The sequence below is a fragment of the Pseudomonas sp. R3.Fl genome (genome assembly GCF_023516765.1).
Classification (GTDB): Bacteria; Pseudomonadota; Gammaproteobacteria; order Pseudomonadales; family Pseudomonadaceae; genus Pseudomonas; species Pseudomonas citronellolis.
Window position 1 is genome coordinate 3,890,801 of sequence record NZ_JAMGSO010000001.1, and the last position, 21,804, is coordinate 3,912,604.

The 21,804-nt window shown below is 66.4% G+C and carries 18 protein-coding genes and 2 pseudogenes; 9 read left to right on the top strand and 11 right to left on the bottom strand.

Annotated elements, in window-relative coordinates; all coding sequences use genetic code 11:
• The first annotated feature begins 17 nt into the window (after positions 1-17).
• From alr to M8R19_RS17155, 4 genes are all read left to right on the top strand, one after another.
• Complete coding sequence (gene alr / locus M8R19_RS17140) at positions 18-1,097, top strand: alanine racemase (RefSeq protein WP_249918407.1); 1,080 nt, start codon at positions 18-20, stop codon at positions 1,095-1,097.
• A 168-nt stretch (positions 1,098-1,265) separates the two neighbouring features.
• Entirely contained in the window at positions 1,266-1,814 is a 549-nt protein-coding gene (locus M8R19_RS17145) for a cupin domain-containing protein (protein WP_009614094.1), read from the top strand.
• A 158-nt stretch (positions 1,815-1,972) separates the two neighbouring features.
• Positions 1,973-2,398: a c-type cytochrome gene (locus M8R19_RS17150; protein WP_074983207.1), complete on the top strand. Its 426-nt coding sequence runs from the start codon at positions 1,973-1,975 to the stop codon at positions 2,396-2,398.
• Between the two features lie 1,112 nt (positions 2,399-3,510).
• Positions 3,511-5,349 (top strand): acetyl-CoA hydrolase/transferase C-terminal domain-containing protein, encoded by a 1,839-nt coding sequence (locus tag M8R19_RS17155; protein WP_249920190.1) that lies wholly within the window; start codon positions 3,511-3,513, stop codon positions 5,347-5,349.
• A gap of 134 nt (positions 5,350-5,483) precedes the next feature.
• On the opposite strand, the gene M8R19_RS17160 is transcribed toward M8R19_RS17155, so the two are convergent.
• Together M8R19_RS17160 and rep are read right to left on the bottom strand one after the other, a co-directional pair.
• A complete protein-coding gene (locus M8R19_RS17160; protein WP_249918408.1) occupies positions 5,484-6,056 on the bottom strand; it encodes a xanthine phosphoribosyltransferase in 573 nt (190 codons plus the stop codon).
• A 317-nt stretch (positions 6,057-6,373) separates the two neighbouring features.
• Positions 6,374-8,383 (bottom strand): DNA helicase Rep, encoded by a 2,010-nt coding sequence (rep, locus tag M8R19_RS17165; RefSeq protein ID WP_249918409.1) that lies wholly within the window; start codon positions 8,381-8,383, stop codon positions 6,374-6,376.
• 232 nt (positions 8,384-8,615) lie between these two features.
• Between rep and M8R19_RS17170 the strand changes: the two genes are divergently transcribed.
• Positions 8,616-10,337 carry a putative bifunctional diguanylate cyclase/phosphodiesterase gene (locus M8R19_RS17170; RefSeq protein WP_370311013.1) on the top strand — a complete coding sequence of 574 codons (1,722 nt, stop codon included), beginning with the start codon at positions 8,616-8,618 and terminating at the stop codon, positions 10,335-10,337.
• Here the strand turns inward: M8R19_RS17170 and M8R19_RS17175 are convergent.
• Positions 10,238-11,706, bottom strand: a pseudogene (locus M8R19_RS17175) (NorM family multidrug efflux MATE transporter). The gene M8R19_RS17170 and the pseudogene M8R19_RS17175 sit on opposite strands and share 100 nt — an antisense overlap.
• Before the next feature lie 137 nt (positions 11,707-11,843).
• Between M8R19_RS17175 and M8R19_RS17180 the strand changes: the two are divergent.
• The 3 genes from M8R19_RS17180 to M8R19_RS17190 all read left to right on the top strand — a co-directional run bounded on the left by M8R19_RS17180 (position 11,844) and on the right by M8R19_RS17190 (position 15,256).
• Positions 11,844-12,764 carry a LysR substrate-binding domain-containing protein gene (locus M8R19_RS17180; protein ID WP_074983195.1) on the top strand — a complete coding sequence of 307 codons (921 nt, stop codon included), beginning with the start codon at positions 11,844-11,846 and terminating at the stop codon, positions 12,762-12,764.
• Between the two features lie 179 nt (positions 12,765-12,943).
• The gene (locus M8R19_RS17185) at positions 12,944-13,996 is read left to right on the top strand and encodes an HAD family hydrolase (protein ID WP_074983193.1); all 1,053 of its coding nucleotides are present in this window, start codon (positions 12,944-12,946) and stop codon (positions 13,994-13,996) included.
• A gap of 207 nt (positions 13,997-14,203) precedes the next feature.
• Entirely contained in the window at positions 14,204-15,256 is a 1,053-nt protein-coding gene (locus tag M8R19_RS17190) for a haloacid dehalogenase-like hydrolase (RefSeq protein WP_502942899.1), read from the top strand.
• Between the two features lie 57 nt (positions 15,257-15,313).
• On the opposite strand, the gene M8R19_RS17195 is transcribed toward M8R19_RS17190, so the two are convergent.
• The 6 genes and pseudogenes from M8R19_RS17195 to M8R19_RS17220 form a co-directional block, all read right to left on the bottom strand.
• Entirely contained in the window at positions 15,314-15,667 is a 354-nt protein-coding gene (locus M8R19_RS17195; protein ID WP_249918411.1) for a hypothetical protein, read from the bottom strand.
• The gene (locus tag M8R19_RS17200; protein ID WP_249918412.1) at positions 15,664-15,891 is read right to left on the bottom strand and encodes a hypothetical protein; all 228 of its coding nucleotides are present in this window, start codon (positions 15,889-15,891) and stop codon (positions 15,664-15,666) included. Before M8R19_RS17200 ends, M8R19_RS17195 begins: the two co-directional genes overlap by 4 nt.
• Positions 15,892-16,016: 125 nt before the next feature.
• Positions 16,017-16,361, bottom strand: a complete 345-nt coding sequence (locus M8R19_RS17205; RefSeq protein WP_249920264.1) for a hypothetical protein — start codon at positions 16,359-16,361, stop codon at positions 16,017-16,019.
• 54 nt (positions 16,362-16,415) lie between these two features.
• Positions 16,416-16,595 (bottom strand): annotated as a pseudogene (locus tag M8R19_RS17210) (Com family DNA-binding transcriptional regulator); the annotation flags it as partial.
• Between the two features lie 250 nt (positions 16,596-16,845).
• On the bottom strand, positions 16,846-17,655 hold the full coding sequence (locus M8R19_RS17215; RefSeq protein WP_249918413.1) for a TlpA disulfide reductase family protein: 810 nt from the start codon (positions 17,653-17,655) through the stop codon (positions 16,846-16,848).
• A gap of 341 nt (positions 17,656-17,996) precedes the next feature.
• A complete protein-coding gene (locus M8R19_RS17220; protein WP_249918414.1) occupies positions 17,997-19,448 on the bottom strand; it encodes an aminotransferase-like domain-containing protein in 1,452 nt (483 codons plus the stop codon).
• 174 nt (positions 19,449-19,622) lie between these two features.
• On the opposite strand from M8R19_RS17220, the gene M8R19_RS17225 reads away from it, so the two are divergent.
• Positions 19,623-19,853 (top strand): DUF1127 domain-containing protein, encoded by a 231-nt coding sequence (locus M8R19_RS17225; protein WP_058488049.1) that lies wholly within the window; start codon positions 19,623-19,625, stop codon positions 19,851-19,853.
• A gap of 3 nt (positions 19,854-19,856) precedes the next feature.
• On the opposite strand, the gene M8R19_RS17230 is transcribed toward M8R19_RS17225, so the two are convergent.
• Together M8R19_RS17230 and M8R19_RS17235 are read right to left on the bottom strand one after the other, a co-directional pair.
• Positions 19,857-21,344, bottom strand: coding sequence for a YifB family Mg chelatase-like AAA ATPase (locus tag M8R19_RS17230; RefSeq protein WP_249918415.1), 1,488 nt, complete (start codon positions 21,342-21,344; stop codon positions 19,857-19,859).
• Between the two features lie 186 nt (positions 21,345-21,530).
• The gene (locus M8R19_RS17235) at positions 21,531-21,797 is read right to left on the bottom strand and encodes an accessory factor UbiK family protein (RefSeq protein ID WP_249918416.1); all 267 of its coding nucleotides are present in this window, start codon (positions 21,795-21,797) and stop codon (positions 21,531-21,533) included.
• Between the last annotated feature and the right edge of the window lie 7 nt (positions 21,798-21,804).

The window sequence follows — 21,804 nt, forward strand, 5'->3', positions numbered from 1 at the left end:
AACAGAGAGTTCCCGCCATGCGTCCAGCCCGTGCCCTGATCGACCTCCAGGCCCTGCGCCACAACTACCGCCTGGCCCGCGAAGTCAGCGGCGCGCGTGCGCTGGCGGTGGTCAAGGCCGATGCCTACGGCCACGGCGCGGTGCGCTGCGCCAAGGCCCTGGAGGCGGAGGCCGACGGCTTCGCCGTGGCCTGCATCGAGGAGGCCGTGGAGCTGCGCGAAGCCGGCATCCGCGCGCCCATCCTGCTGCTGGAAGGCTTCTTCGAGGCCAGCGAGCTGGAACTGATCGAGCGCCATGACTTCTGGTGCGTGGTGCACTCGGCCTGGCAACTGGAGGCCATCGAGCGCGCCCGCCCGGCCAAGCCGCTGACGCTGTGGCTGAAGATGGACTCGGGCATGCACCGCGTCGGTTTCTTCCCGCAGGATTACGCTGCCGCCCTGGCGCGCCTGCAGGCCCTGCCGCACGTGGCCAAGGTGGTGCTGATGAGCCACTTCGCCCGCGCCGACGAGCTGGACTGCGCACGCACCGAGGAGCAGGTCGCCGCCTTCGAGGCCGTGCGCGCCGGCCTGGGCCAGCCCTACGAGGTCAGCCTGCGCAACTCCCCCGGCATCCTCGGCTGGCCGAGCGTGCCCAGCGACTGGGTGCGCCCGGGCATCATGCTCTACGGCGCCACCCCCTTCGAACAGGCCCAGCCGCTGGCCGACCAGCTGCGCCCGGTGATGACCCTGGAATCGAAGATCATCGGCGTGCGCGAACTGCCGGCCGGCGAGCCGGTGGGCTACGGCGCGCGCTACGTCGCCGAGCGCCCGGTGCGCGTCGGCGTGGTCGCCATGGGGTACGCCGACGGCTACCCGCGCCACGCGCCGGATGGCACCCCGGTGTTCATCGACGGCCAGGCCAGCCGCATCATCGGCCGGGTGTCCATGGACATGCTCACCGTCGACCTCACCGACCTGCCCGGCGCCGGCCTGGGCAGCCGCGTCGAGCTGTGGGGGCCGAACGTCCCGGCCAGCCAACTCGCCAGCCTGTGCGGCAGCATCCCCTATCAATTGTTCTGCAACCTCAAGCGCGTACCGCGGGTCTACAGCGGCGACTGAGCGACGAACTGCGTAAAGTTTGCGCAGTATCCGAGGCCGATCTGTTGTAAATACTGAACGGTGTTGCCATGATACGGGCACTTCGGAACCCGCTCGCCGCAAGGCGCAGGCGGGTTCCGCCCGTTAGAGCCTGGCAGAACAAGAAATAAGATAAGGAGGACCCCACCCTTGGACGTTGGCGCTCGCCTACAAGCCATCCGTAAACTCAAAGGGCTGTCCCAGCGTGAACTCGCCAAGCGCGCGGGCGTCACCAACAGCACCATCTCGATGATCGAGAAGAACAGCGTGAGTCCGTCGATCAGCTCCCTGAAGAAGGTGCTGGGCGGCATTCCCATGTCCCTGGTGGAATTCTTCTCCCTGGACATCGAGCAGGACAGCAACACCCAGGTGGTCTACAAGGCGGACGAGCTCAGCGACCTGTCCGACGGCGACATCATCATGAAGCTGATCGGCAAGGCCTACCCCAGCCGCGCCATCACGCTGCTCGACGAGACCTACCCGCCAGGCGCCGACACCGGCGACGACATGTACTCCCACGAAGGCGAGGAGACCGGCGTGCTGGTCGAAGGCCGCCTGGAGCTGACCGTCGGCGACGAGGTCTACGTCCTCGAGAGCGGCGACAGCTACTATTTCGACAGCACCCGCCCGCATCGCTTCCGCAACCCCTTCGATGCGCCGGCGAGGCTCATAAGCGCGACGACTCCGGCAAATTTTTAGAGGCGGCTGAGCCGCCTGCGACCGTATGACGCAAGGCCCCCGCGGGCCCTGCAATTGTTTCAGACGCGCGCTCTTCCGTTATACTTGCGGCCGCCCGCGCTACCTAGACTGCGATGGAAACCGTGCCCGGGCGTACAAGCCACGATGAGGGTAAAAGGGTGAACCTGATAAAGAAAATCCTGGTGGCCCAGGCCGCCGTACTGGCCCTGATGGCCGCTGGCGCCCAAGCCACGACCAATGACGACATCGCCAAGCGCCTGGAACCGGTGGGCAAGGTCTGCGTCCAGGGCAAGGAGTGCGAAGGCGTCGGCGCTGTCGCTTCCGCCGGAGGTGGCGGTGCGCCGCGTTCGGGCGAAGAGATCGTCGGCAAGGTCTGCACCAACTGCCACGGTACTGGCCTGCTGGGCGCGCCCAAGGTCGGCGACAAGGGCGATTGGGACAAGCGCGCCAAGGACCAGGGGGGCCTCGATGGTCTGCTGGCCAAGGCTATTTCCGGCATCAATGCCATGCCGCCGAAAGGCACCTGCGCTGACTGTTCGGACGATGAGCTGAAGGCTGCCATCAAGCACATGTCCGGTCTCTGAGCCACGGGCTGGCAGGAAAAGCCGCTTACGGGCTGATGCTGTCGGCTTAAGAAAGAATGCCGTTTCTCTGGTTGGGGAAACGGCATTTTTCGTATGGGCTGGGGCTTGGCTTGCGAACTTTGGTCCCGCGCTCCGATCTCCACCCCGTCATTCCCGCGAACGCGGGAACCCAGCTGCCTTCTTGTTTGGGTGTACCGCGTCGCACCGAGTCTGCGGAGATTTTTTGTTTCGCCCCCTCGGGCGAGTCCCTTTTGTCAAACGCCACAAAAGGAACCAAAAAGGCTTGCCCCGACATACGGGCCCGATAAAGCCGGGCTACCCTCACGAACTCCCCCGCCACGGAGGCCCGCCCCGAGGGTACGTCCCTGTAGCCCATCGGGGCTCTCGCGACATCCATGTCGCATGACCTCCTGAGCGCGGGTTTCGCTCGGCCTTCTGAAGGGGCGTTTCGGTGCGCTCGGCTATTTCTCTGGAAATCCCAAGAGCAAACGCGCTTTTGCTTTTGCTTTTGCTTTTGCTTTTCGTAGGAGCGAGCTTGCTCGCGAACCCCGCAGTCACTGGGTTCCCGCGTTCGCGGGAATGACGGGGTAGGGTTAGGCGTTTCAGGATGACTCAGGATTTTCCCTTCGCTCAGGACAGCCCCCTCTCCCTTCAGGGAGAGGGCTGGGGAGAGGGTTACGAACTCCCACCCACACACCTCTGCCAACCCTGACTCCGCTCCCCCTCCCTAACCCTCCCCCGCAAGCGGGAGAGGGGACCGTTCGGCGTGAAGCGGAATCACGAAGCTCCCTGAATCCATATGCAAAACACTGGATTCCCGCATTCGCGGAAATGACGAGGAGGTGTAGGCGTTTCAGGATGACTCCAAATTCCCCACCCACTCCGAACGACCCCCTCTCCCTCCGGGAGAGGGCTGGGGTGAGGGAGCGGAGCCAGGCGTGGCCACCTTCGCTGAACCACCGCATCGCTTAAATGAAAAGACGCCGGAGCCTCCCCGCCGGTTTCCGGTCCAAACTGGACAGGCAACCACGGAGGATCGTACCTTGGCGCACCGCTGCACCCTCGACGAAGCCGTCGACCACCTGCTGGCCGGACTCGATGGCCCGATTCGCCTGGGCCTGCCTCTGGGCCTGGGCAAGCCCAACCATCTGGTCAACCTTCTCTACCGGCGCCTGGGCGAGCAGCCGGCGCGCCAGTTGACGCTCTACACCGCACTGTCGCTGGGCCGGCCCCAGGCCGGCAGCGAGCTGCAGCGGCGCTTCCTCGAACCCTTCGTCGAACGCCTGTACGGCGACTACCCGGAGCTCGACTACCTGCGCGACCTGCGCCAGGGCTGCCTGCCGCCGAACGTGCGCGTCGAGGAGTTCTACCTGCAACCGGGCAGCCTGCTGGACAGCGCGCCGGCGCAACAGAACTACATCAGCTGCAACTACAGCCACGTCGCCCGCGACCTTGACGCCAAGGGCATCAACGCCGTGGCCCAGCTGGTCGCCTGCGACCCGGCGCGGCCCGGCAGGCTGAGCCTGGCGTGCAATCCGGACATCACCCTCGACCTGCTGCCCATGCTGCGCCGCCGCCGCGCGGCCGGTGAGCGCATCCTCTGCATCGGCGTGGTGCACCGTGACCTGCCGTACATGCCGGGCGACGCCGAGGTCGACGAAGATATCTTCGACCTGCTGGTGGAACAGCCGGAGGACGCCAGCACGCTGTTCTCCACGCCCTACATGCCGGTGGGCTGGCAGGACCACTGCATCGGCCTGCACGCCAGCGCCCTGGTGCGCGACGGCGGCACCCTGCAGGTCGGCATTGGCGCCATGGGCGATGCGGTGACCTCGGCGCTGCTGCTGCGCCAGCGCGACAACGCTGCATACTGCTCGCTACTCGCCGAACTGGAGATCGCCGAGCGCCACGCCGGAGTGATCGAACGCGAAGGTGGGTTGGGTACCTTCAGCCAGGGCCTCTACGGTTGCAGCGAGATGTTCGTGCCGGGCCTGCTGGACCTGGCCGAGGCCGGCGTACTCAAGCGGCAGGTTTATCCACAGGTGGAACGGCCGCGCGCGGACGCCGGCGGTATCTGGCTGCACGCTGGCTTCTTCCTCGGCCCGCAGGCCTTCTACCAGCGCCTGCGCGAACTGCCGGCCGAGCGCCTGGCCGGCATCGCCATGACCGGCATCGGCTTCGTCAACAACCTCTACCGCGACGAGGAACTCAAGCGCCTGCAGCGTCGCGATGCGCGCTTCATCAACAGCGCCTTCACCGTGACCCTGCTCGGCGCCGGGGTGGCCGACCAACTGGAGGACGGTCGCGTGGTCAGCGGCGTCGGCGGCCAGTACAACTTCGTCGCCCAGGCCCACGAGCTGCACGGCGGGCGCTCCATCCTGCTGCTGCGCAGCTGGCGCGAGAGCGGCGGCGAGGTCAGCTCGAACATCGTCTGGAGCTATGGCCACACCACCATCCCGCGGCACCTGCGCGACATCGTGGTGACCGAGTACGGCATCGCCGACCTGCGCGGGAAGAACGACGCCGAGGTGATCGAAGCGCTGCTGGCCATCGCCGATTCACGCTTCCAGGACGGCCTCATCGCCGAGGCAAAGGCGACGGGCAAGCTGCCGGCGGATTTCGAGCTGGAGCGGCGCTACCGCGACAACCTTCCCGAACGCCTGCAGGTGGTCTGTGCGCAGCATCGCGAGGCATTGCCGGAATACCCGCTGGGCTGCGACTTCACCCCGGAGGAGCGCGATCTGCTGCGGGCGCTGACCTGGCTGAAGAGCAAGCTCCGGCTCAGCGAGATCCTCGAACTGGGCAAGGCCACCCTGGACGCGCCGGAGCCGGCGGCCTTCCCGGCGCACCTGCAACGCATGGGCCTGGAGCAGCCGGATGGCCTGCGCGAAGAGCTCTACCAGCGCTTGATCCTCGCCGGCCTGCACGCCACCCGGGACGCCTTCGTGTAGGAGCGAGCTTGCTCGCGAACCGCTTCGGCGCCAGACCCTTTCGCGAGCAAGCTCGCTCCTACGAAGAGAACGAAGGGCATGAAAAAGGCGGGAACCCTTGCCGGGCGCCCGCCTTTTTCACAGCGCAGCCTGAGTCAGTCGAGGAACTCGACCTCGCCGCCCGCCAGGGACTTCACCCGGGCCAGGGATTCGACGCGGTAGCCTTCGCTTTCCAGCAGGTTGCGGCCGTCCTGGAAGGACTTCTCGATGACGATGCCCAGGCCGGCGATGCTCGCCCCGGCCTGCTGGATCAGGTCGATCAGCGCCTTGGCGGCGTGGCCGTTGGCGAGGAAGTCGTCGATCACCAGCACGTGGTCGGCGGCGGTCAGGTGCCGCGCGGAGATGGCGATGGTGCTCTCGGTCTGCTTGGTGAAGGAGAACACCTTGGAGATCAGCAGGTCGTTCTTCAGCGTCAGCGACTGGAACTTGCGGGCGAAGATCACCGGGATGCCCAGCTCCAGGCCGGCCATGACCGCCGGGGCGATGCCCGAGGCCTCAATGGTGACGATCTTGGTGATGCCCTGGCCCTTGAAGCGTTCGGCGAACTCGTGGCCGATCTGCTTCATCAGCAGCGGGTCGATCTGGTGGTTGAGGAAGGCGTCTACCTTGAGGACCTGGTCGGACAGGACGATGCCTTCGCTGCGGATTTTGTCTTTGAGGGTGTTCAATTGGGGGCTTCCTGGCGGAGCTGAGGCCGCTGATGAAGCGCGCAATTCTACCTCGTAAGCGCCGGCCTGCGCGACCTTCCGACAAAAGAAGAAGTTGATCGGATGGACAGCTTCGGCTGGCCGTCGCCGTGGCATTCCATTGTAGGAGCGCGCCCTGCGCGCGAATCGCGGGCAGGGCCCGCTCCTACAGGTTGGCGGTGCATTTCCCGTCCGTGCCAGCATCGTAGGATGGGTTGAGCGAAGCGATACCCATCGCCACGACCGCATGGGTTTCGCAAGCTCAACCCATCCTACGAAGAGCGCGTCGGCGCGCAGGCTCAACGCTTGAGCAGCGCGCGGATGTCCGCCAGGGCCGCGTTGCCCTTGGCCGCCTTGACCTCCACCGGGGCATCTTCCTGGCCTTCCCAGACCAGGTCCTCCGGCGGCAGTTCGTCGAGGAAGCGGCTCGGCGAGCAGTCGATGATCTCGCCGTACTGCTTGCGCTTGGCGGCGAAGGTCATGGCCAGGTTCTTCTTCGCCCGGGTGATGCCGACGTAGGCCAGGCGCCGCTCTTCCTCGATGCTGTCGGCCTCGATGCTGGAGCGGTGGGGGAGGATTTCCTCCTCCACGCCGAGGATGAACACGTAGGGGAATTCCAGGCCCTTGGAGGCGTGCAGGGTCATCATCTGCACGCCGTCGGCGCCTTCCTCTTCCTCCTGCTGGCGTTCGAGCATGTCGCGCAGCACCAGCTTGGCGATGGCCTGCTCGATGGTCATGTCGCCGTCCTCGTCGCGCTCCAGGGTGTTCTTCAGCGCCTCGATGAGGAACCAGACGTTGCCCATGCGGAAGTCGGCGACCTTGTCGCTGGAGGCGTTCTGCCGCAGCCAGTTCTCGTAGTCGATGTCCATCACCATGCTGCGCAGCGCGCCGATCGGGTCGGAGCCCGCGCACTGCTCGCGGACCTTGTCGATGAAGCGCTTGAAGCGCTGCAGGCGCTCGACGAAGCGCGCGTCCAGGTGCTCGGCCAGGCCCAGCTCGCCGCTGGCGGCGAACATCGAGCAGCCGCGCTCGGTGGCGTAGTTGCCGAGCTTCTCCAGGGTCGCCGAGCCGATCTCCCGGCGCGGCACGTTGATCACTCGCAGGAAGGCGTTGTCGTCGTCCGGGTTCACCAGCAGGCGGAAGTAGGACATCAGGTCCTTCACTTCCTGGCGGGCGAAGAAGCTGGTGCCGCCGGACAGGCGATAGGGAATCTGGTGGTGCTGCAGCTTCAGCTCGATCAGCTTGGCCTGGTAGTTGCCGCGGTAGAGGATGGCGAATTCGCTGTAGGGCCGCTCGGTCTTCAGGTGGATGGTGAGGATTTCCATGGCCACCCGCTCGGCCTCGGCTTCCTCGTTGCGGCAGCGGATCACCCGGATCGGGTCGCCTTCGCCCATCTCGCTCCACAGCTGCTTCTCGAACACGTGGGGGTTGTTGGCGATGAGCACGTTGGCGCACTTGAGGATGCGGCTGGTGGAGCGGTAGTTCTGCTCCAGCATCACCACCTTCAGCGAGGGGAAGTCGTCCTTCAGCTGCATCAGGTTTTCCGGGCGCGCGCCGCGCCAGGCGTAGATCGACTGGTCGTCGTCGCCGACCACGGTGAAGTGCGCGCGCTGCTGCACCAGCAGCTTCACCAGCAGGTACTGGCTGGCGTTGGTGTCCTGGTATTCGTCCACCAGCATGTAGCGCACGCGGTTGCGCCACTTCTCGAGGATGTCCGGGTTGTCCTGGAACAGCTTCACCGGCTGCAGGATCAGGTCGTCGAAGTCCACCGCGTTGTACGCGCGCAGGGTGCGCTGGTAGTGCAGGTAGACCATCGCGGCGGTCTTTTCCTTGGGGTTGCGCGCCTGGGCCAGGGCCTCGTCGGGCAGGATCAGGTCGTTCTTCCAGCCGCCGATCAGGTTCTTGATCTCGTCCAGGCCGTCGTCGCCGGAATACTCCTTCTGCATGATGTCCGTCATCAGCGCCTTCACGTCGCTCTCGTCGAAGATCGAGAAGCCGGGCTTGTAGCCCAGGGCGGCGTATTCCTTGCGGATGATGTTCAGGCCCAGGTTGTGGAAGGTGGAGACGGTCAGGCCCTTGCCTTCGCCGGGGCGCAGCAGGGTGCTGACGCGCTCCTTCATCTCGCGCGCGGCCTTGTTGGTGAAGGTGACGGCGACGATGTACTGGGCGCGGATGCCACACTGCTGGACCAGGTAGGCGATCTTGCGGGTGATCACGCTGGTCTTGCCGGAGCCGGCGCCGGCCAGCACCAGCAGGGGGCCGCCGACGTAGTTCACGGCCTCTTGCTGCCGGGGGTTGAGTCGGGACATGGTTCGGGAAGGGTATCGATGGCGAAGCGGGCGGCTATTCTACCAGCCCCGCCCGGGGCTGCGGAAAAACGGCGATCTGTGACGCCGTCGCGCTTCGCCGTTTTGGATAAATTCATACTTGTATTAGGCTTGTGGCTGCATTAGTTGAAGAAAACTCTGAAGAGTTTCCTTGGTTCCGCTCCGACAGACGGCATCGTCCGGGCGCTGGAACGCCAATCCGGATGGCCGGGGCATGGGATGGCGCCCGGGGCATTCCTTTTCTTTTCATGGGGGTCGCTTGGCTGCGTCGGTCGAGTCCACGCGCCTGCTCCTGCTGGCTGAAACGCCACAGTGGGCCCAGCTGCTGCGCGAGCATCTCGCCGCGCTGGGCAACGCTTATTCGCTGATCACCGCGCCTTCCTGGGAGTCCGCCCGCAGCCTGTTCGACGAGGACGAGGTCGGCCTGGTGCTGGCTACCCCGGGCCGGCTGCCGTCGCGGGACAACTGCCGGCTGCCGATCATCCTGCTGCTGGAGCACGAGCCCGCGCAGACGCCCGCCGGCGTGGCCGACTGGCTGACGCCGCAGCTGAGCAGCGAGGTGCTGCGCCGTTCCCTGCGCTACGCCCGCGAGCGCAGCGGCCTGGAAGCCACCCTGCAGCGCCTGGCCGAGCAGGACCCGCTGACCGGCATCGCCAACCGCCAGGGCTTCCAGACCCTGCTGGCCGCGCAGCTGGATGAGTTCCAGGGCCGCGGCCTGGCCCTCGGCCACCTCGACCTGGACAACTTCCGCCACGTCAACGACGCTCTCGGCCACCAGGCCGGCGACCGCCTGATCCTGCAGGTGGTGGCGCGCCTGCGCTCGCACCTGGAGCACGGCGACCGCCTGGCGCGCCTGGGCAGCGACGAGTTCGCCCTGCTGCTGGACACCCGCCGCGACCCACGGCGCGCCGAGCGCCTGGCCGAGCGCATCGTCGAAGTGCTGGGCGAGCCCTACTGGGTGGAGGGCGAGAGCCTGCTGCTGGGCTGCAGCCTGGGCCTGGCCCATGCCCGCTCCGGCGATAGCGCCGACGCCCTGATGTGGCACGCGCACATCGCCATGCAGCAGGCCAAGATGCGCCAGGGCTGCACCTTCCACCTCTTCGACGAGCGCATCAACCGCGGCGCGCGCAGCCTGGCCGAACTGGAAAGCGAACTGCGCCGGGCCCTGCGCCGCGACGAACTGGAACTGCACTACCAGCCGCGCCTGGACCTGGAGAGCGACACCATCGTCGGCCTCGAGGCCCTGGTGCGCTGGCGCCACCCCAGCCGCGGGCTGCTCACCCCGGGGGACTTCGTGCCCCTGGCCGAGGAGAGCGGGCTGATCGTGCCGCTGGGCTACTGGGTGATCGCCCGCGCCCTGCGCGACATGCAGTGGCTGCTCGGGCGCGGCCTGCCGCCGCTGCACATGGCCATCAACCTGTCGTTCCGCCAGTTCCAGGACAGCCAACTGCTGCCCACGCTGCAACGGCTGATCGCCGAGCGCGGCGTGGATGCACGCTGGCTGGAATTCGAACTCACCGAAACCGCCGTGATGCGCCGCAGCGAGCAGGTCCTGCAGACCATGCAGACGCTGGGGCAACTGGGCGTGCGCTTCTCCCTGGACGACTTCGGCACCGGCTTCTCCTCCTTCGTCCACCTCAACAGCCTGCCGATCACCCTGCTGAAGATCGACAAGAGCTTCGTCGGCGGCATGTCCGAGCGCGCCGAGAACCGCCAATTGGTGCGGGCCATGATCAACCTGGCGCACAACCTCAACCTGGAGGTGGTCGCCGAGGGCGTGGAAAGCGCCGACCAGCGCCAGTTGCTGCGCCAGTTCGGCTGCGACCAGGTGCAGGGCTACTGGATCAGCCGCCCGCTGCCGTTGCCCGAGCTGGCGCGCTTCCTGGTGTTCGGCGCCGGACGCGCGCTCAGGCAGCAGGACCCGGTCGGCAACTGAAGCCCGGTTCCGCCATCGGCTGCAGCAGCCGCGCGGTGCGTGCCTCGAAGGCCAGGCACAGGCCCAGCGCGGTACACGCCAGCCCCGCCGCCAACCCCCACCAGACGCCGTGCGGGCCCCAGCCGAAGGGAAAGGCCAGCAGCCAGGCCAGCGGCACGCCCGCCAGCCAGTAGCCGGCCAGGCCCACCAGGAAGGTGATGCGGGCATCCTTGAGGCCGCGGATGGCGCCCATGGCAATGCTCTGCAGGCCGTCGAACAGCTCGAACCAGGCGGCGATCGCCAGCAGGCTCACGGCCAGTTGCACCACCGCCTGGTTGGCCGGTTGCTCGAGATCGAGGAACAGGCCGATGACCTGGCGCGGCGCCAGCCAGAACAGCAGGGCGAAGGCGAACATGCACAGCGCGCCGAAGCCGATGCCCACCCGCCCGGCGCGGCGCGCCTCGAGCAGGCGCCCGGCGCCGTAGTGCTGGCCGATGCGGAAGGTCACCGCGTAGGAAATCCCCACCGGCACCATGAAGGCCAGGTACACCGACTGGATGGCGATCTGGTGCGCGGCCAGCGCGGTGGCGCCGATCGCCCCCATGCACAGAGTGGCCACGGTGAACATGCCCGATTCCACCGCGTAGGTGCCGCCGATCGGCAGGCCCAGGCGCAGCGTCTCGGCGATCTCCCGGCGCTGCGGCCGGCCCAGGCCGCGCAGCAGCGGGTAGCCGGCATAGGCCGGGTGCCAGCGCAGGTACAGCGCGAGGATCAGCGGCAGCAGGTTCATGACGATGGCGGTGACCAGGCCGATGCCGGCCAGGCCCAGGCGCGGCAGGCCGAACCAGCCGTCGAGGAAGGCGTAGTTCAGGCCCAGGTTGGCCAGCGCGCCGAGCACGCTGATGGCCATCACCGGGCCGGGCCGCTCGATGGCGCTGGTGAAACCGCGCAGCACCATGAAGGCCAGGTAGCCGGGCAGGGCGAAGAGAATGCTGTGCAGAAAACTCATGGTGCCGTGCACCGTCGCCGGCGCCTGGCCGAGCGCCAGCAGCAGCGCCTCCAGGTTCCACAGCAGGGCGCCGGCGAGCAGCGCCAGGCCCAGGCCGACCCACAGCCCCGCCTGGGTGGCGGCGGCCGCGCCGGCGCTGTCGCGCGCGCCATGGCGGATCGCCACCAGGTTGCCGGTGGCCGCCACCACGCCGCTGCACACGGTGGAGACGAACGCATAGGTGGAGGCGCCCAGGCCCCCGGCGGCCAGGGCGTCGGGGCCGAGCTTGCCCATCATCAGGGTGTCGGTGAAGACCATGGCGACATAGGCCAGCTGGGCGGCGATCAGCGGCCCGGCCAGGCGCAGGATGGCCTGCAGTTCGGTGCGGTAGGGCGTGGGCATGACATGAGTCTGGTTTGGGCGGCGCCTGGCGCCTCCCGGATTGGTCGATTCGCCCATTCTGGTGGGGCGTGGGGCCTTCCCACAAAAGGAAAAAAGCGATGCAATGCATGAGTCATACTCATGCCTTAAGGCCCGCCATGCCCCGTCGCCTGCCCCCGCTCTATGCCCTGCGCGCCTTCGAGGCGGCCGCCCGGCACGCCTCCTTCACCCGCGCCGCCGAGGAACTGGCCATCACCCAGAGCGCGGTGAGCCGCCACGTGCGCACCCTGGAGGAGCACTTCGACTGCCAGCTGTTCCAGCGCCAGGGCCGCCAGCTGCGCCTGACCGAGCCGGCGCGCCTGCTGCTGCCAGGCCTGCGCGACGGCTTCGACGCCCTGGAGCGCGCCTGCGCCAGCCTGCACAGCGACGAGGATGTGCTGCGCCTGAAGGCGCCCTCGACCCTGACCATGCGCTGGCTGCTGCCGCGCCTGAGCGTGTTCCGCATGGCCAACAGCGACATCGAGGTGCAACTGACCAGCGCCTGGATGGACGTCGACGAGGTGGACTTCGCCCGCGAGCCCTTCGACTGCGCGGTGCTGCTCAGCGCCGGGCGCTTCCCGGCGGAATGGGAGAGCTGCCTGCTGTTCCCCGAGTGGCTGATCCCGGTCGGCGCCCCGCAACTGCTGGACGATGGCCCCTGGGACGTCGAGCGGCTGGCCGCCGCGGAGCTGCTGCACCCCACGCCGGACCGCCGCGACTGGCGCCGCTGGCTGCAGCGCGTGGGCCTGGAGGAGCAGGTGTCGCTCAAGGGCGGCCAGGTGTTCGACACCCTGGAGCTGGGCATAGTCGCGGCCACCCGCGGCTACGGCCTGTCCATCGGCGACCTGGTGATGGTCGCCGAGGATGCCGCCGCCGGCCGCCTGGCGCTGCCCTGGCCCAGCGCGGTAGCCAGCGGCGAGAGCTATTACCTGGTCTGGCCCAAGGCGCGGCGACAGCAGGAGCGCCTGCGTCGTCTGAGGGATTTTCTTCTGGCCGAAGTCAGCGCAATGCGACTGCCGCAGGTTGAAATGCTGGAGTAGCTTGTAGGGCGTTTCAGCGGCCCCTGCGGCCGGAATGCGCATGCGACGCCCGACCGCCTGTCTGGTCCTTTTCCCCCTTGCTACGGTCGTGGCGGAGGGGAAAACGCCCGGCCATCAATGATGGGCCAAAGCCCATGTCGCCGCGCCTTCCCCGCCATTCGCAACCGGGGGAACATTCGATGAAAACCTATGGACTATTGTTCGGCATCCTGCTGCTCGGCGGCCTGGCCAACGACGCCGTGGCCGCGACCGAGCTCAAGCACTGGCCGGAGCCCGTGGCGAAGCAGCTCGACGAACTGATCGCGGCCCACGCCAACAAGGGCGCCTACGCCGTCTTCGACATGGACAACACCAGCTACCGCTACGACGTCGCCGAGGCGTTGCTGCCGTACCTGGAGAACGAGGGCGTGCTGACCCGCGACAAGCTCGACCCTTCGCTGAAGCTGATCCCCTTCAAGGACCTCAAGGACAAGAAGGAGAGCCTCAACAGCTACTACACGCGGCTCTGCGAATTCGACCACCGCGTCTGCTACCCCTGGGCCGCCCAGGCGCTTTCCGGCCTGACCCTGCGCGAGCTCAAGGGCCACCTCGACGCCATGATGGCGAGCGGCAAGCCGGTCAAGAGCGACTACTACGACGGCGACACCCTGAGCGCCGTGGAGGTGCAGCCTCCGCAGCTGTTCACCGGCCAGCAGGAACTGTTCAAGCGGATGATGGAGCACGGCATCGAGGTCTACATCCTCACCGCCTCCCACGAGGAACTGGTGCGCATGGTCGCCAGCGACCCGAAGTACGGCTACAACGTCAAGCCGGAGAACGTCATCGGCGTCAGCACCCTGCTGAAGGACCGCAAGACCGGCGCGGTGACCACCGCGCGCCGGCAGATCACCGAGGGCAAGTACGATCCCGAGGCCAACCTGGACCTGGAATTCACCCCCTACCTGTGGACCCCGGGCACCTGGATGGCCGGCAAGACGGCGGCCATCCAGACCTACATCGACCCGTGGAAGAAGCCCATCCTGGTCGGCGGCGACTCGCCCAGCAATGACGGCCACATGCTGTTCCACAGCACGGCGGACGACGGCATGCGCCTGTGGGTGAACCGCAAGGCCAAGTACATGGACCAGCTCGAAGGCATGATCGAGCGGAACGCCGAGGCCCAGGCCAGGCTCGGCCAGCCGGTGCGCGTCGACAAGAACTGGCTGGTGGTCACGCCCGAGGAGATTCTCTGAGCCAGCGGCGGGCGGCGCCCCCTGCGCTGCCCGCCGCTTCCAGGCATGCCCTGTCGCTCCTGGCCAAGTCCTGGCGCGCAGGCAACGCCCGAGGTCGCGTTCATCGCAGGACTGCAACACGGCTTTGCTAGGGTGAATGCTGGACTAGTCCAGGGAACGGCCCGCGCCGGGTCCTTCCACCCACAAGACCACCTCGGGGGAAACCAGATGAAACCCATGCGCACCCTGTTCGCCGCGCTGCTGCTCGGCAGCCTGGCCAGCACCGCTTTCGCCGCCACCGAACTCAAGCACTGGCCGGAGCCGGCCGCCAGGCAGTTGGACGCCCTGATCGCGGCCAACGCCAACAAGGGCGCCTTCGCCGTCTTCGACATGGACAACACCAGCTACCGCTACGACCTGGAAGAGTCGTTGCTGCCCTTCCTGGAAATGAAAGGCGTGCTGACCCGCGAGAAGCTGGACCCGTCGCTGAAGCTGATCCCCTTCAAGGACGTGGGCGGCCACAAGGAAAGCCTGAACAGCTACTACTATCGCCTCTGCGAGGTCGACGACCTGGTCTGCTACCCCTGGGTCGCCCAGGTGTTCTCCGGCTTCACCCTCAAGGAACTCAAGGGCTACGTCGACGAGCTGATGGCCTATGGCAAGCCGATCCCCAGCACCTACTACGAGGGTGACGCGGTCAAGACCATCGAGATCAACCCGCCGAAGGTCTTCACCGGCCAGCAGGAGCTGTACAACAAGCTGATGGAGAACGGCATCGAGGTCTACGTGATGACCGCCGCCCACGAGGAACTGGTGCGCATGGTCGCCAGCGATCCGAAGTACGGCTACAACGTGAAGCCGGAGAACGTCATCGGCGTCACCACCCTGCTCAAGGACCGCAAGACCGGCGCGCTGACCACCGCGCGCAAGCAGATCGGCGAGGGCAAATACGATCCCAAGGCCAACCTGGACCTGGAGATCACCCCCTACCTGTGGACCCCGGCGACCTGGATGGCCGGCAAGCAGGCCGCCATCCTCACCTACATCGACCAGTGGAAGCGCCCCATCCTGGTCGGCGGCGACACCCCCAGCAGCGACGGCTACATGCTGTTCAACGGCACCGCCGAGAACGGCGTCCACCTGTGGATAAACCGCAAGGCCAAGTACATGGACCAGCTTGACGGCATGATCAAGCAGAACGCCGAGGCCCAGGCCAAATTGGGGCAGCCGGTCACCGCGGACAAGAACTGGGTGATAGTGACGCCCGAGCAGATCCAGTAGCGGGGGCATGTGGCGAGTTCACGGTGGCGTGTGGACTCGTCGGTTGAGTAGGTGTTTTCAACGCAAGCATCTGTCTTGCCAGATAATGCTGAATGGCGCACGCGAGTCCGCCTGTTCGATCCAGGCATGGTTGTCGGAAACCAGCACGAATCGCTTGAAACCCACGTGGACGCCGTTAAAGGCAATGTAGCGAACCTCCCCACAATTACCGCGCAGATTCCTGAACTCCACCTGGCGAGCGGTGTGCAACTTGGCGAGGAGCACCTGCTTGATCTGAGCTTCCTGCTGCACTTGTGCTATTCGGGCCTGCGAGGACCCATGATGTGCGACGAAATAGAGAAGTAAGGATGCCAGGCCCACGGCGACGGCGAGTAGAGTCAGGTTTACTTTGGGCCCATATCCGGAGCTCATGGACAGGCACGCTTCCATTCGCGGCGGAATTCAAGCTCGTATCCAGCCAACTCGATCAGCACATTGCTGCCGCTAGTGGCAATGAAGCGCTTGAAGCCAGAATCTAGTCCATAGATATCCCGATAGCGGACTTCTCCACAGGGGGCCGACACATGGCGGAATTGAGCGCTCTGGGGATTGGTCAGATTGGCCAGAATAAAGGCTTTGGTTTGTTCGTTCTGCACGGAGTTCTCTGCTGCCGAGACAGTGCTGCACAATAAGAATAGAGCTGAGAAATAACATCTTCTCATTGTTTTCGAATACTCCGTCGTGGGCGGCGCAGGGGCTCAAGGCCCTCTATGGCGTTAGCTCAGATACCGAGGGATGCTTCCTCCAGTCGGGTACGATAGTTAGCTGCTACGCTATTGATACAGAGCCGATGCTGTAGATTGTTTTTCGCGTTCGCTAGTGTACCAGCAATAGAAATGCCTTTGGCCAAAAGCCAAGGGAGGCTGAAGAGTGCCCCTAGTGCTGTGTCTGCTAGCAGTTCGAACATGTTCTTGAGTGCTGCGGAGCATCTGGATATTTCTTCAACAGCAGTTCTAATGACTTTTGCAACTTCCTCGTTGTAATCGATTTTGTTCGCGATTCCCGTGTTCCAGATGTTGCTGACTATTGCTTTTAGACCATTGATTTCTTCGCTGGACAGGCTCATGAGTGTTCTCCGCTCTCTGTTAGATTCAGGCTCTTCTTCTGCCTGGTCAGGATTGCTCAATGGCAAGGAGGGGAGACTCTCGGTCTTCAGGTGATTAAGGGTGCCGCAGCGTGGGCACTTTATCTGTATCGAGGTGTAGTTTCCGACGCGAGCTAGAAGCTTTTCACATTTTCCGCAACGGCACTCGCGGAAGTACGAGGGATATTTGCTATTATTGTTTTTTTGAAGTTCCATGCGGTCACCTGATTTTCAAAGAATTCAGGGGTTCCTTATTTTCTGCATGCCACTCCGGGGTTGTATATAAGGACGTTTCCTCTATATTATGAAGAATATGGATTTTTTGTATAGGAATTTTCCTCGTTTTGTTCTCTTAAGATAGGGGGGAAGGAACTTCAGATAATTGAAAATCTCTTTCTGCTCTTATCGGCTTGGCACTGTGTCGTCTTAGAAGTTCTTCTGGTTTTGTGCGGTTTGTGGCAATGCATTAGCGAGAATTTATCAATTGTCGTAGGCCATGCTCCAGGCTGGCGGCGGACAGCTCGCCCATGTGGCTGTGGCGTAGGCGGCCGTCGGTGGCGTAGAAGAAGGTGGTCGGCATGCCGTAGGCGCCGGTGGTCTGGCCGAGCTGGTTACCGAGGTCGAGCAGGACTTCCCTGGGCTTCAGGTTCTGGCCGGCGAGGAAGTTGGCCACGGCCTCGCTCGACTCACCCTGGTTGACCAGCACGAAGCGCACGTCCGGGCGCGCCTGCTGGGCGGCTTCCAGCACCGGCATCTCGCGTCGGCAGGGTGGGCACCAGGTGGCCCAGAGGTTGACCACTAGTGGGCGGCCGTCCAGTTGGCCGAGGTTCACCGGGCGGCCCTGCAGGTCGCTCAGCGCCAGGGCCGGCAGTTGCTGGCCGCGGTCCAGGGCGGAGACCACCGCCTTGCCGCCACCCCAGACGCAGATACCAGCCGTCAGGGCGATGGCCAGCGGCCGGCGCAGGCCTTCGCGGCGCCAGGCCAGCCAGGCGCCGAGCAGGGTCGCGGCGAGGGCGCCCGGCCAGGCGAGGAAGCCGCCATCGCGGATGTCCAGCACGTTCCAGGGCACCGCCGCGTACTGCCCGGCGTAACGCACGACGAAGGCCAGGCGCGCCGCCAGCAGGCCGGCCAGGAGCATGGCGAACAGCGCCCCCTCGGGGTTGCCGCCACGCCTGCGCCCGGCCAGCCAGCCGCCCAGCAGCGCGGCGAGGAAGCCCAGGTAGAGCAGGGCCTGTGGCATGGAAATGGCGAGCGGGCCGAGGATCAGGCTGGTCATGACGGTCTCCGGGAGGCAGGCCGCGAGTATCGCAGCCCCGTGCCGCTGGGCGGGAGCAGTGCTGTGGATAAATGTTTCGTGCCGTCAGGCACGGCGTTTCTCCGTCGCCTTGCAGGCCACACCGGGATTGCTCTTCGTAGGAGCGAGCTTGCTCGCGAATGAGCCCCGCAGCGGAGTCCGTTCGCGAGCAAGCTCGCTCCTACGAGAAACCATGCTCGCCTGCAACGTAGGAGCGGACCTTGTCCGCGATAGCCGGAGGTTCCTGCGCGGATCGCGGATGAGATCCGCTCCTACAGGGCAGGCCGCCGAACCTTCCGCCCTACGTTGGAGTCATGCCCACTTCACGCCAGGGCTACATGCTCCCCAGCCTCGGCGCTCAACTCCTCCACCAGCCGCGTGGCGCAGGCGCCGACCTTGCGCACGGCCTCTTCGATGCGCGGCAGGTCGCGGTTGGAGTAGTTCATGCGCAGGCAATTGCGGTACTTGCCGGCGGCCGAGAAGATGCTGCCGGCCGCCACCTGTACGCGCTCGGCCTGCAGTTCGCGGTTCAGCCGCACGCTGTCGAACTGCGGGTGCAGTTCCACCCAGAGCATGAAGCCGCCCTGCGGCCGGGTGGCGCGGGTGCCTTCGGGGAAGTAGCGGGCGATCCAGTCGGTCATCAGGTCGCGGTGGCGCTGGTACTGGGCGCGCATGCGGCGGATGTGCGGCTCGTAGTGGCCGCCGCCGACGAATTCGGCCAGGGCCATCTGCGGCTGCGGCGCGCAGGTGCCGCTGGCGATGTACTTGAGGTGGAGGATGCGGTCCAGGTAGCGCCCCGGCACCACCCAGCCGGTGCGCAGGCCCGGCGCCACGGTCTTGGAGAAGGAGCTGGCCAGCAGCACGCGGTCGTCGCTGTCGAAGGACTTGATGCTGCGCGGCCGCGGGTAGGCATAGGCCAGCTCGCCGTAGACGTCGTCTTCCAGGATGGGCACGTCGTAGCGCTGGGCCAGGCTGAGCAGGGCGCGCTTGCGCGCGTCGGGCATGATGTAGCCCAGCGGGTTGTTGCAGTTGGGGGTGAGCAGGATCAGCTTCACCGGCCATTGCTCCATGGCCAGTTCCAGGGCCTCCAGGCTCACCCCGTTGGTCGGGTCGGTGGGGATTTCCAGGGCCTTCAGGCCTTGGGCCTTGAGCGTCTGCATGGCGCCGTGGAAGCTCGGCGAATCGATGGCGACGATGTCGCCCGGCTGGCAGATGGCGCGCAGGGTGATGGCCAGGGCCTCCTGGCAGCCGGTGGTGATGATCGTTTCGCTGGGCGGCACCTGGCAGCCGGAGTCCAGCATCAGCCGGGAAATCTGTTCGCGCAGCGCCAGCGAGCCCTGCAGGCCTTCGTAGCCCAGGGCCTGCAGGTCGGTGCGCCGCGCGGCGTTGGCCATGGCGCGCTGCAGCGGCTTGAGCGAGGGGCTGGCGATGTCCGGGGTGCCGCGGCCGAGCTGGACGAAGTCGCTGCCGGGGGCGTGACGCACCTGCTCCAGCACCTGGTCCCACTGCGACACGTCCACCGGCCGTTGCGCCGGCCGGGTCATCGCCGGCATGGCTGGCTGCGGGCGCCGTTCGGGGACGAAGAAGCCGGACTTGGGCCGCGGTTCGACCAGCCCGGCATCCTCCAGCACCCGGTAGGCCTGTTGCACGGTGCTGATGCTGACGCCGTGCTCTTCGCTCAGTGAGCGCACCGAGGGCAGGCGGTCGCCGGGGCGGTACAGCCCCTGCTCGATGCGCTCGCCGAGGGTGGCGGCCAGTTGTGCGTAGCGTTTCATGACAGATGCCCCGTGCCGCATCGTGGCGGCAAAGACCAGTACAGATCGGGCAAAAATACGCCATTCAGTTGGTTTTTTCCGCTGTCTGTATGGAAAAAATTCCATTTCTTTGAATCTGTAATGCAGGCTGCCCTTTCGCCACTCTATCCACAGGCTCGGAGGAGGAGTGACGACATGAACGGCATGACAGACGTGCGCTTGACCTTGTATCAGCGCGAACTGCTCGGCATCGACGACGGCAGCCTGGCTCCGCGCGGCCCGGCGGAAAGCCGCTGGCGCCAGTTCTGGCGGCGGGTGCGCACGCGCAGGCAACTGCTGGAGCTCAGCGACGAGCAGTTGCGTGACATCGGCATTTCCCGCGAGCAGGCGCGCATCGAGGCGCTGCGGCCGTTCTGGCGCTGCTGAGGCTCAGTGCCCGGCGCGGTATTGCAGGGCCTCGGCCAGGTGCGGCCGGGCGATGCGTTCGGCGCCTTCCAGGTCGGCCAGGGTGCGGGCGACCTTGAGGATGCGGTGCAGGGCGCGCAGGGACAGGTCCAGACGCTCGCCGGCGGTTTCCAGCCAGGCCTGGTCCTGATTGTCCAGCGCACAATTATGGTGCATTGATTTGAGGTCGAGGACGGCGTTCGCGCAACCCTGTCGCGCCAGTTGCCGTTCGCGGGCGCTGGCCACCTGCGCGGCGACCTCGGCGCTGCCCAGGCTGCCACTCTGAGGGACGAGGCGCGTAGTTTCGCGGCCCACTGTCAGGTGCAGGTCGATGCGGTCCAGCAGCGGGCCGGAGAGCTTGGCGCGGTAGCGTTGGATCTGCTCCGGGGTGCAACGGCAGCGGCCGCTGGGGTCGCCCAGGTAGCCGCAGGGGCACGGATTCATAGCCGCCACCAGTTGGAAGCGCGCCGGGAAGCGCACCCGGCCGTTGGCCCGGGCGATCACGATTTCTCCCCCTTCCAGGGGCTCGCGGAGGACTTCCAGGACCTTGCGATCGAACTCCGGCAGCTCGTCGAGGAACAGCACGCCTTCGTGGGCCAGGGTGATCTCCCCGGGTTGCGGCCGGCTGCCGCCGCCTACCAGCGCGGCAGCCGAGGCGCTGTGGTGCGGCTGGCGGAACGGGCGCTGCGGCCAGTGCGTCAGCGGCCCGCGCCCGGACACGGAGTGGATGGCCGCCACCTGCAATGCCTCGTCTTCGCTCAGCGGCGGCAGCAGCCCCGGCAGGCGGCTGGCCAGCAGCGTCTTGCCGGTGCCCGGCGGGCCGCTCAGCAGCAGGTTGTGCGACCCGGCCGCGGCCACCAGCAGGGCGCGCTTGGCCGCGGCCTGGCCCTGGACCTCGGCGAGATCGGGGTAGGGCGGGGTTTCCCGCAGCAGGCCGCGGGCCTGGTAGGGCGCCAGGGGCGTCTGGCCGGTCAGGTGCGCGGCCAGCTCCAGCAGGTGGCCCACGGCGTAGACGGTCAGGCCGCTGGCCAGGCTTGCTTCCTCGGCATTCTCCTTCGGCACCACCAGGGCGCGGCCGGCGGCGCGTGCCGCCAGGGCGGCCGGTAGCACGCCCTGCACCGGGCGCAGGGCGCCGGACAGGGCCAGTTCACCGAGGCATTCGAGGCCGTCCAGGCTGGCGCCGGCCAACTGGCCGTTGGCGGCGAGCAGGCCCAGGGCGATGGCCAGGTCGAAGCGTCCGCCGTCCTTGGGCAGGTCGGCCGGGGCGAGGTTGAGGGTGATGCGCCGGGCGGGGAATTCGAAGCCGGAATTGAGGATGGCGCTGCGCACGCGGTCCTTGCTTTCCTTGACCGCGGTTTCCGGCAGGCCGACCAGGGTCAGCGACGGCAGGCCGTTGGCCAGGTGCGCCTCGACGGTGACACCGGGAGCCTCGACGCCGACCTGGGCGCGGCTGTGGACGATGGCCAGGGACATGGATGGGGGCAGCCTCTTCCCTCACAAACCGCCAGTCTAGGAGGTCAGGGAAGCCGGGACCATGCTGGAGGCCGCTGTAATGCTGCCGATGTCCTGTGGGAAGTTTCTTGTTGGCCCGGGTTGGTGAACACGAACGGGAAGAAAAGCGGGAGAGGAATCGCTCTCTCCTTTCCCAACCCCTGCGGCTTATTCGGTCTCGGCGGGCGGCGTGAGTCTGGCTTCCAGTTCGGCGACCTTGGCTTCCAGCGCCTCCAGGCGGGCGCGGGTGCGGGCGAGCACCACCATCTGGCTGTCGAACTCGTCGCGGCTGACCAGGTCGAGCTTGCCGAAGGCGCTCTGCAGCAGGACCTTGAACTGCGCCTCCAGCTCGGCGTGGGGCAGCGGCGATTCACCGCCGAAGAGGCGGCTGGCCTGTTGGCCGAGGGCGTCGAGGAAGGCTTTGGGCGGCAGCATGGCGAGG

Bases quoted from the DNA above. Each gene is read 5' to 3' on its own strand.
- M8R19_RS17230 (WP_249918415.1), bottom strand. From the start codon at position 21,344: ATGTCCCTGGCCATCGTCCACAGCCGCGCCCAGGTCGGCGTCGAGGCT.
- M8R19_RS17190 (WP_502942899.1), top strand. From the start codon at position 14,204: ATGAAACCCATGCGCACCCTGTTCGCCGCGCTGCTGCTCGGCAGCCTG.
- M8R19_RS17185 (WP_074983193.1), top strand. From the start codon at position 12,944: ATGAAAACCTATGGACTATTGTTCGGCATCCTGCTGCTCGGCGGCCTG.
- M8R19_RS17180 (WP_074983195.1), top strand. From the start codon at position 11,844: ATGCCCCGTCGCCTGCCCCCGCTCTATGCCCTGCGCGCCTTCGAGGCG.
- rep (WP_249918409.1), bottom strand. From the start codon at position 8,383: ATGTCCCGACTCAACCCCCGGCAGCAAGAGGCCGTGAACTACGTCGGC.
- M8R19_RS17235 (WP_249918416.1), bottom strand. From the start codon at position 21,797: ATGCTGCCGCCCAAAGCCTTCCTCGACGCCCTCGGCCAACAGGCCAGC.
- M8R19_RS17170 (WP_370311013.1), top strand. From the start codon at position 8,616: ATGGGATGGCGCCCGGGGCATTCCTTTTCTTTTCATGGGGGTCGCTTG.
- M8R19_RS17220 (WP_249918414.1), bottom strand. From the start codon at position 19,448: ATGAAACGCTACGCACAACTGGCCGCCACCCTCGGCGAGCGCATCGAG.
- M8R19_RS17195 (WP_249918411.1), bottom strand. From the start codon at position 15,667: ATGAGCTCCGGATATGGGCCCAAAGTAAACCTGACTCTACTCGCCGTC.
- M8R19_RS17215 (WP_249918413.1), bottom strand. From the start codon at position 17,655: ATGACCAGCCTGATCCTCGGCCCGCTCGCCATTTCCATGCCACAGGCC.
- alr (WP_249918407.1), top strand. From the start codon at position 18: ATGCGTCCAGCCCGTGCCCTGATCGACCTCCAGGCCCTGCGCCACAAC.
- M8R19_RS17205 (WP_249920264.1), bottom strand. From the start codon at position 16,361: ATGAGCCTGTCCAGCGAAGAAATCAATGGTCTAAAAGCAATAGTCAGC.
- M8R19_RS17225 (WP_058488049.1), top strand. From the start codon at position 19,623: ATGAACGGCATGACAGACGTGCGCTTGACCTTGTATCAGCGCGAACTG.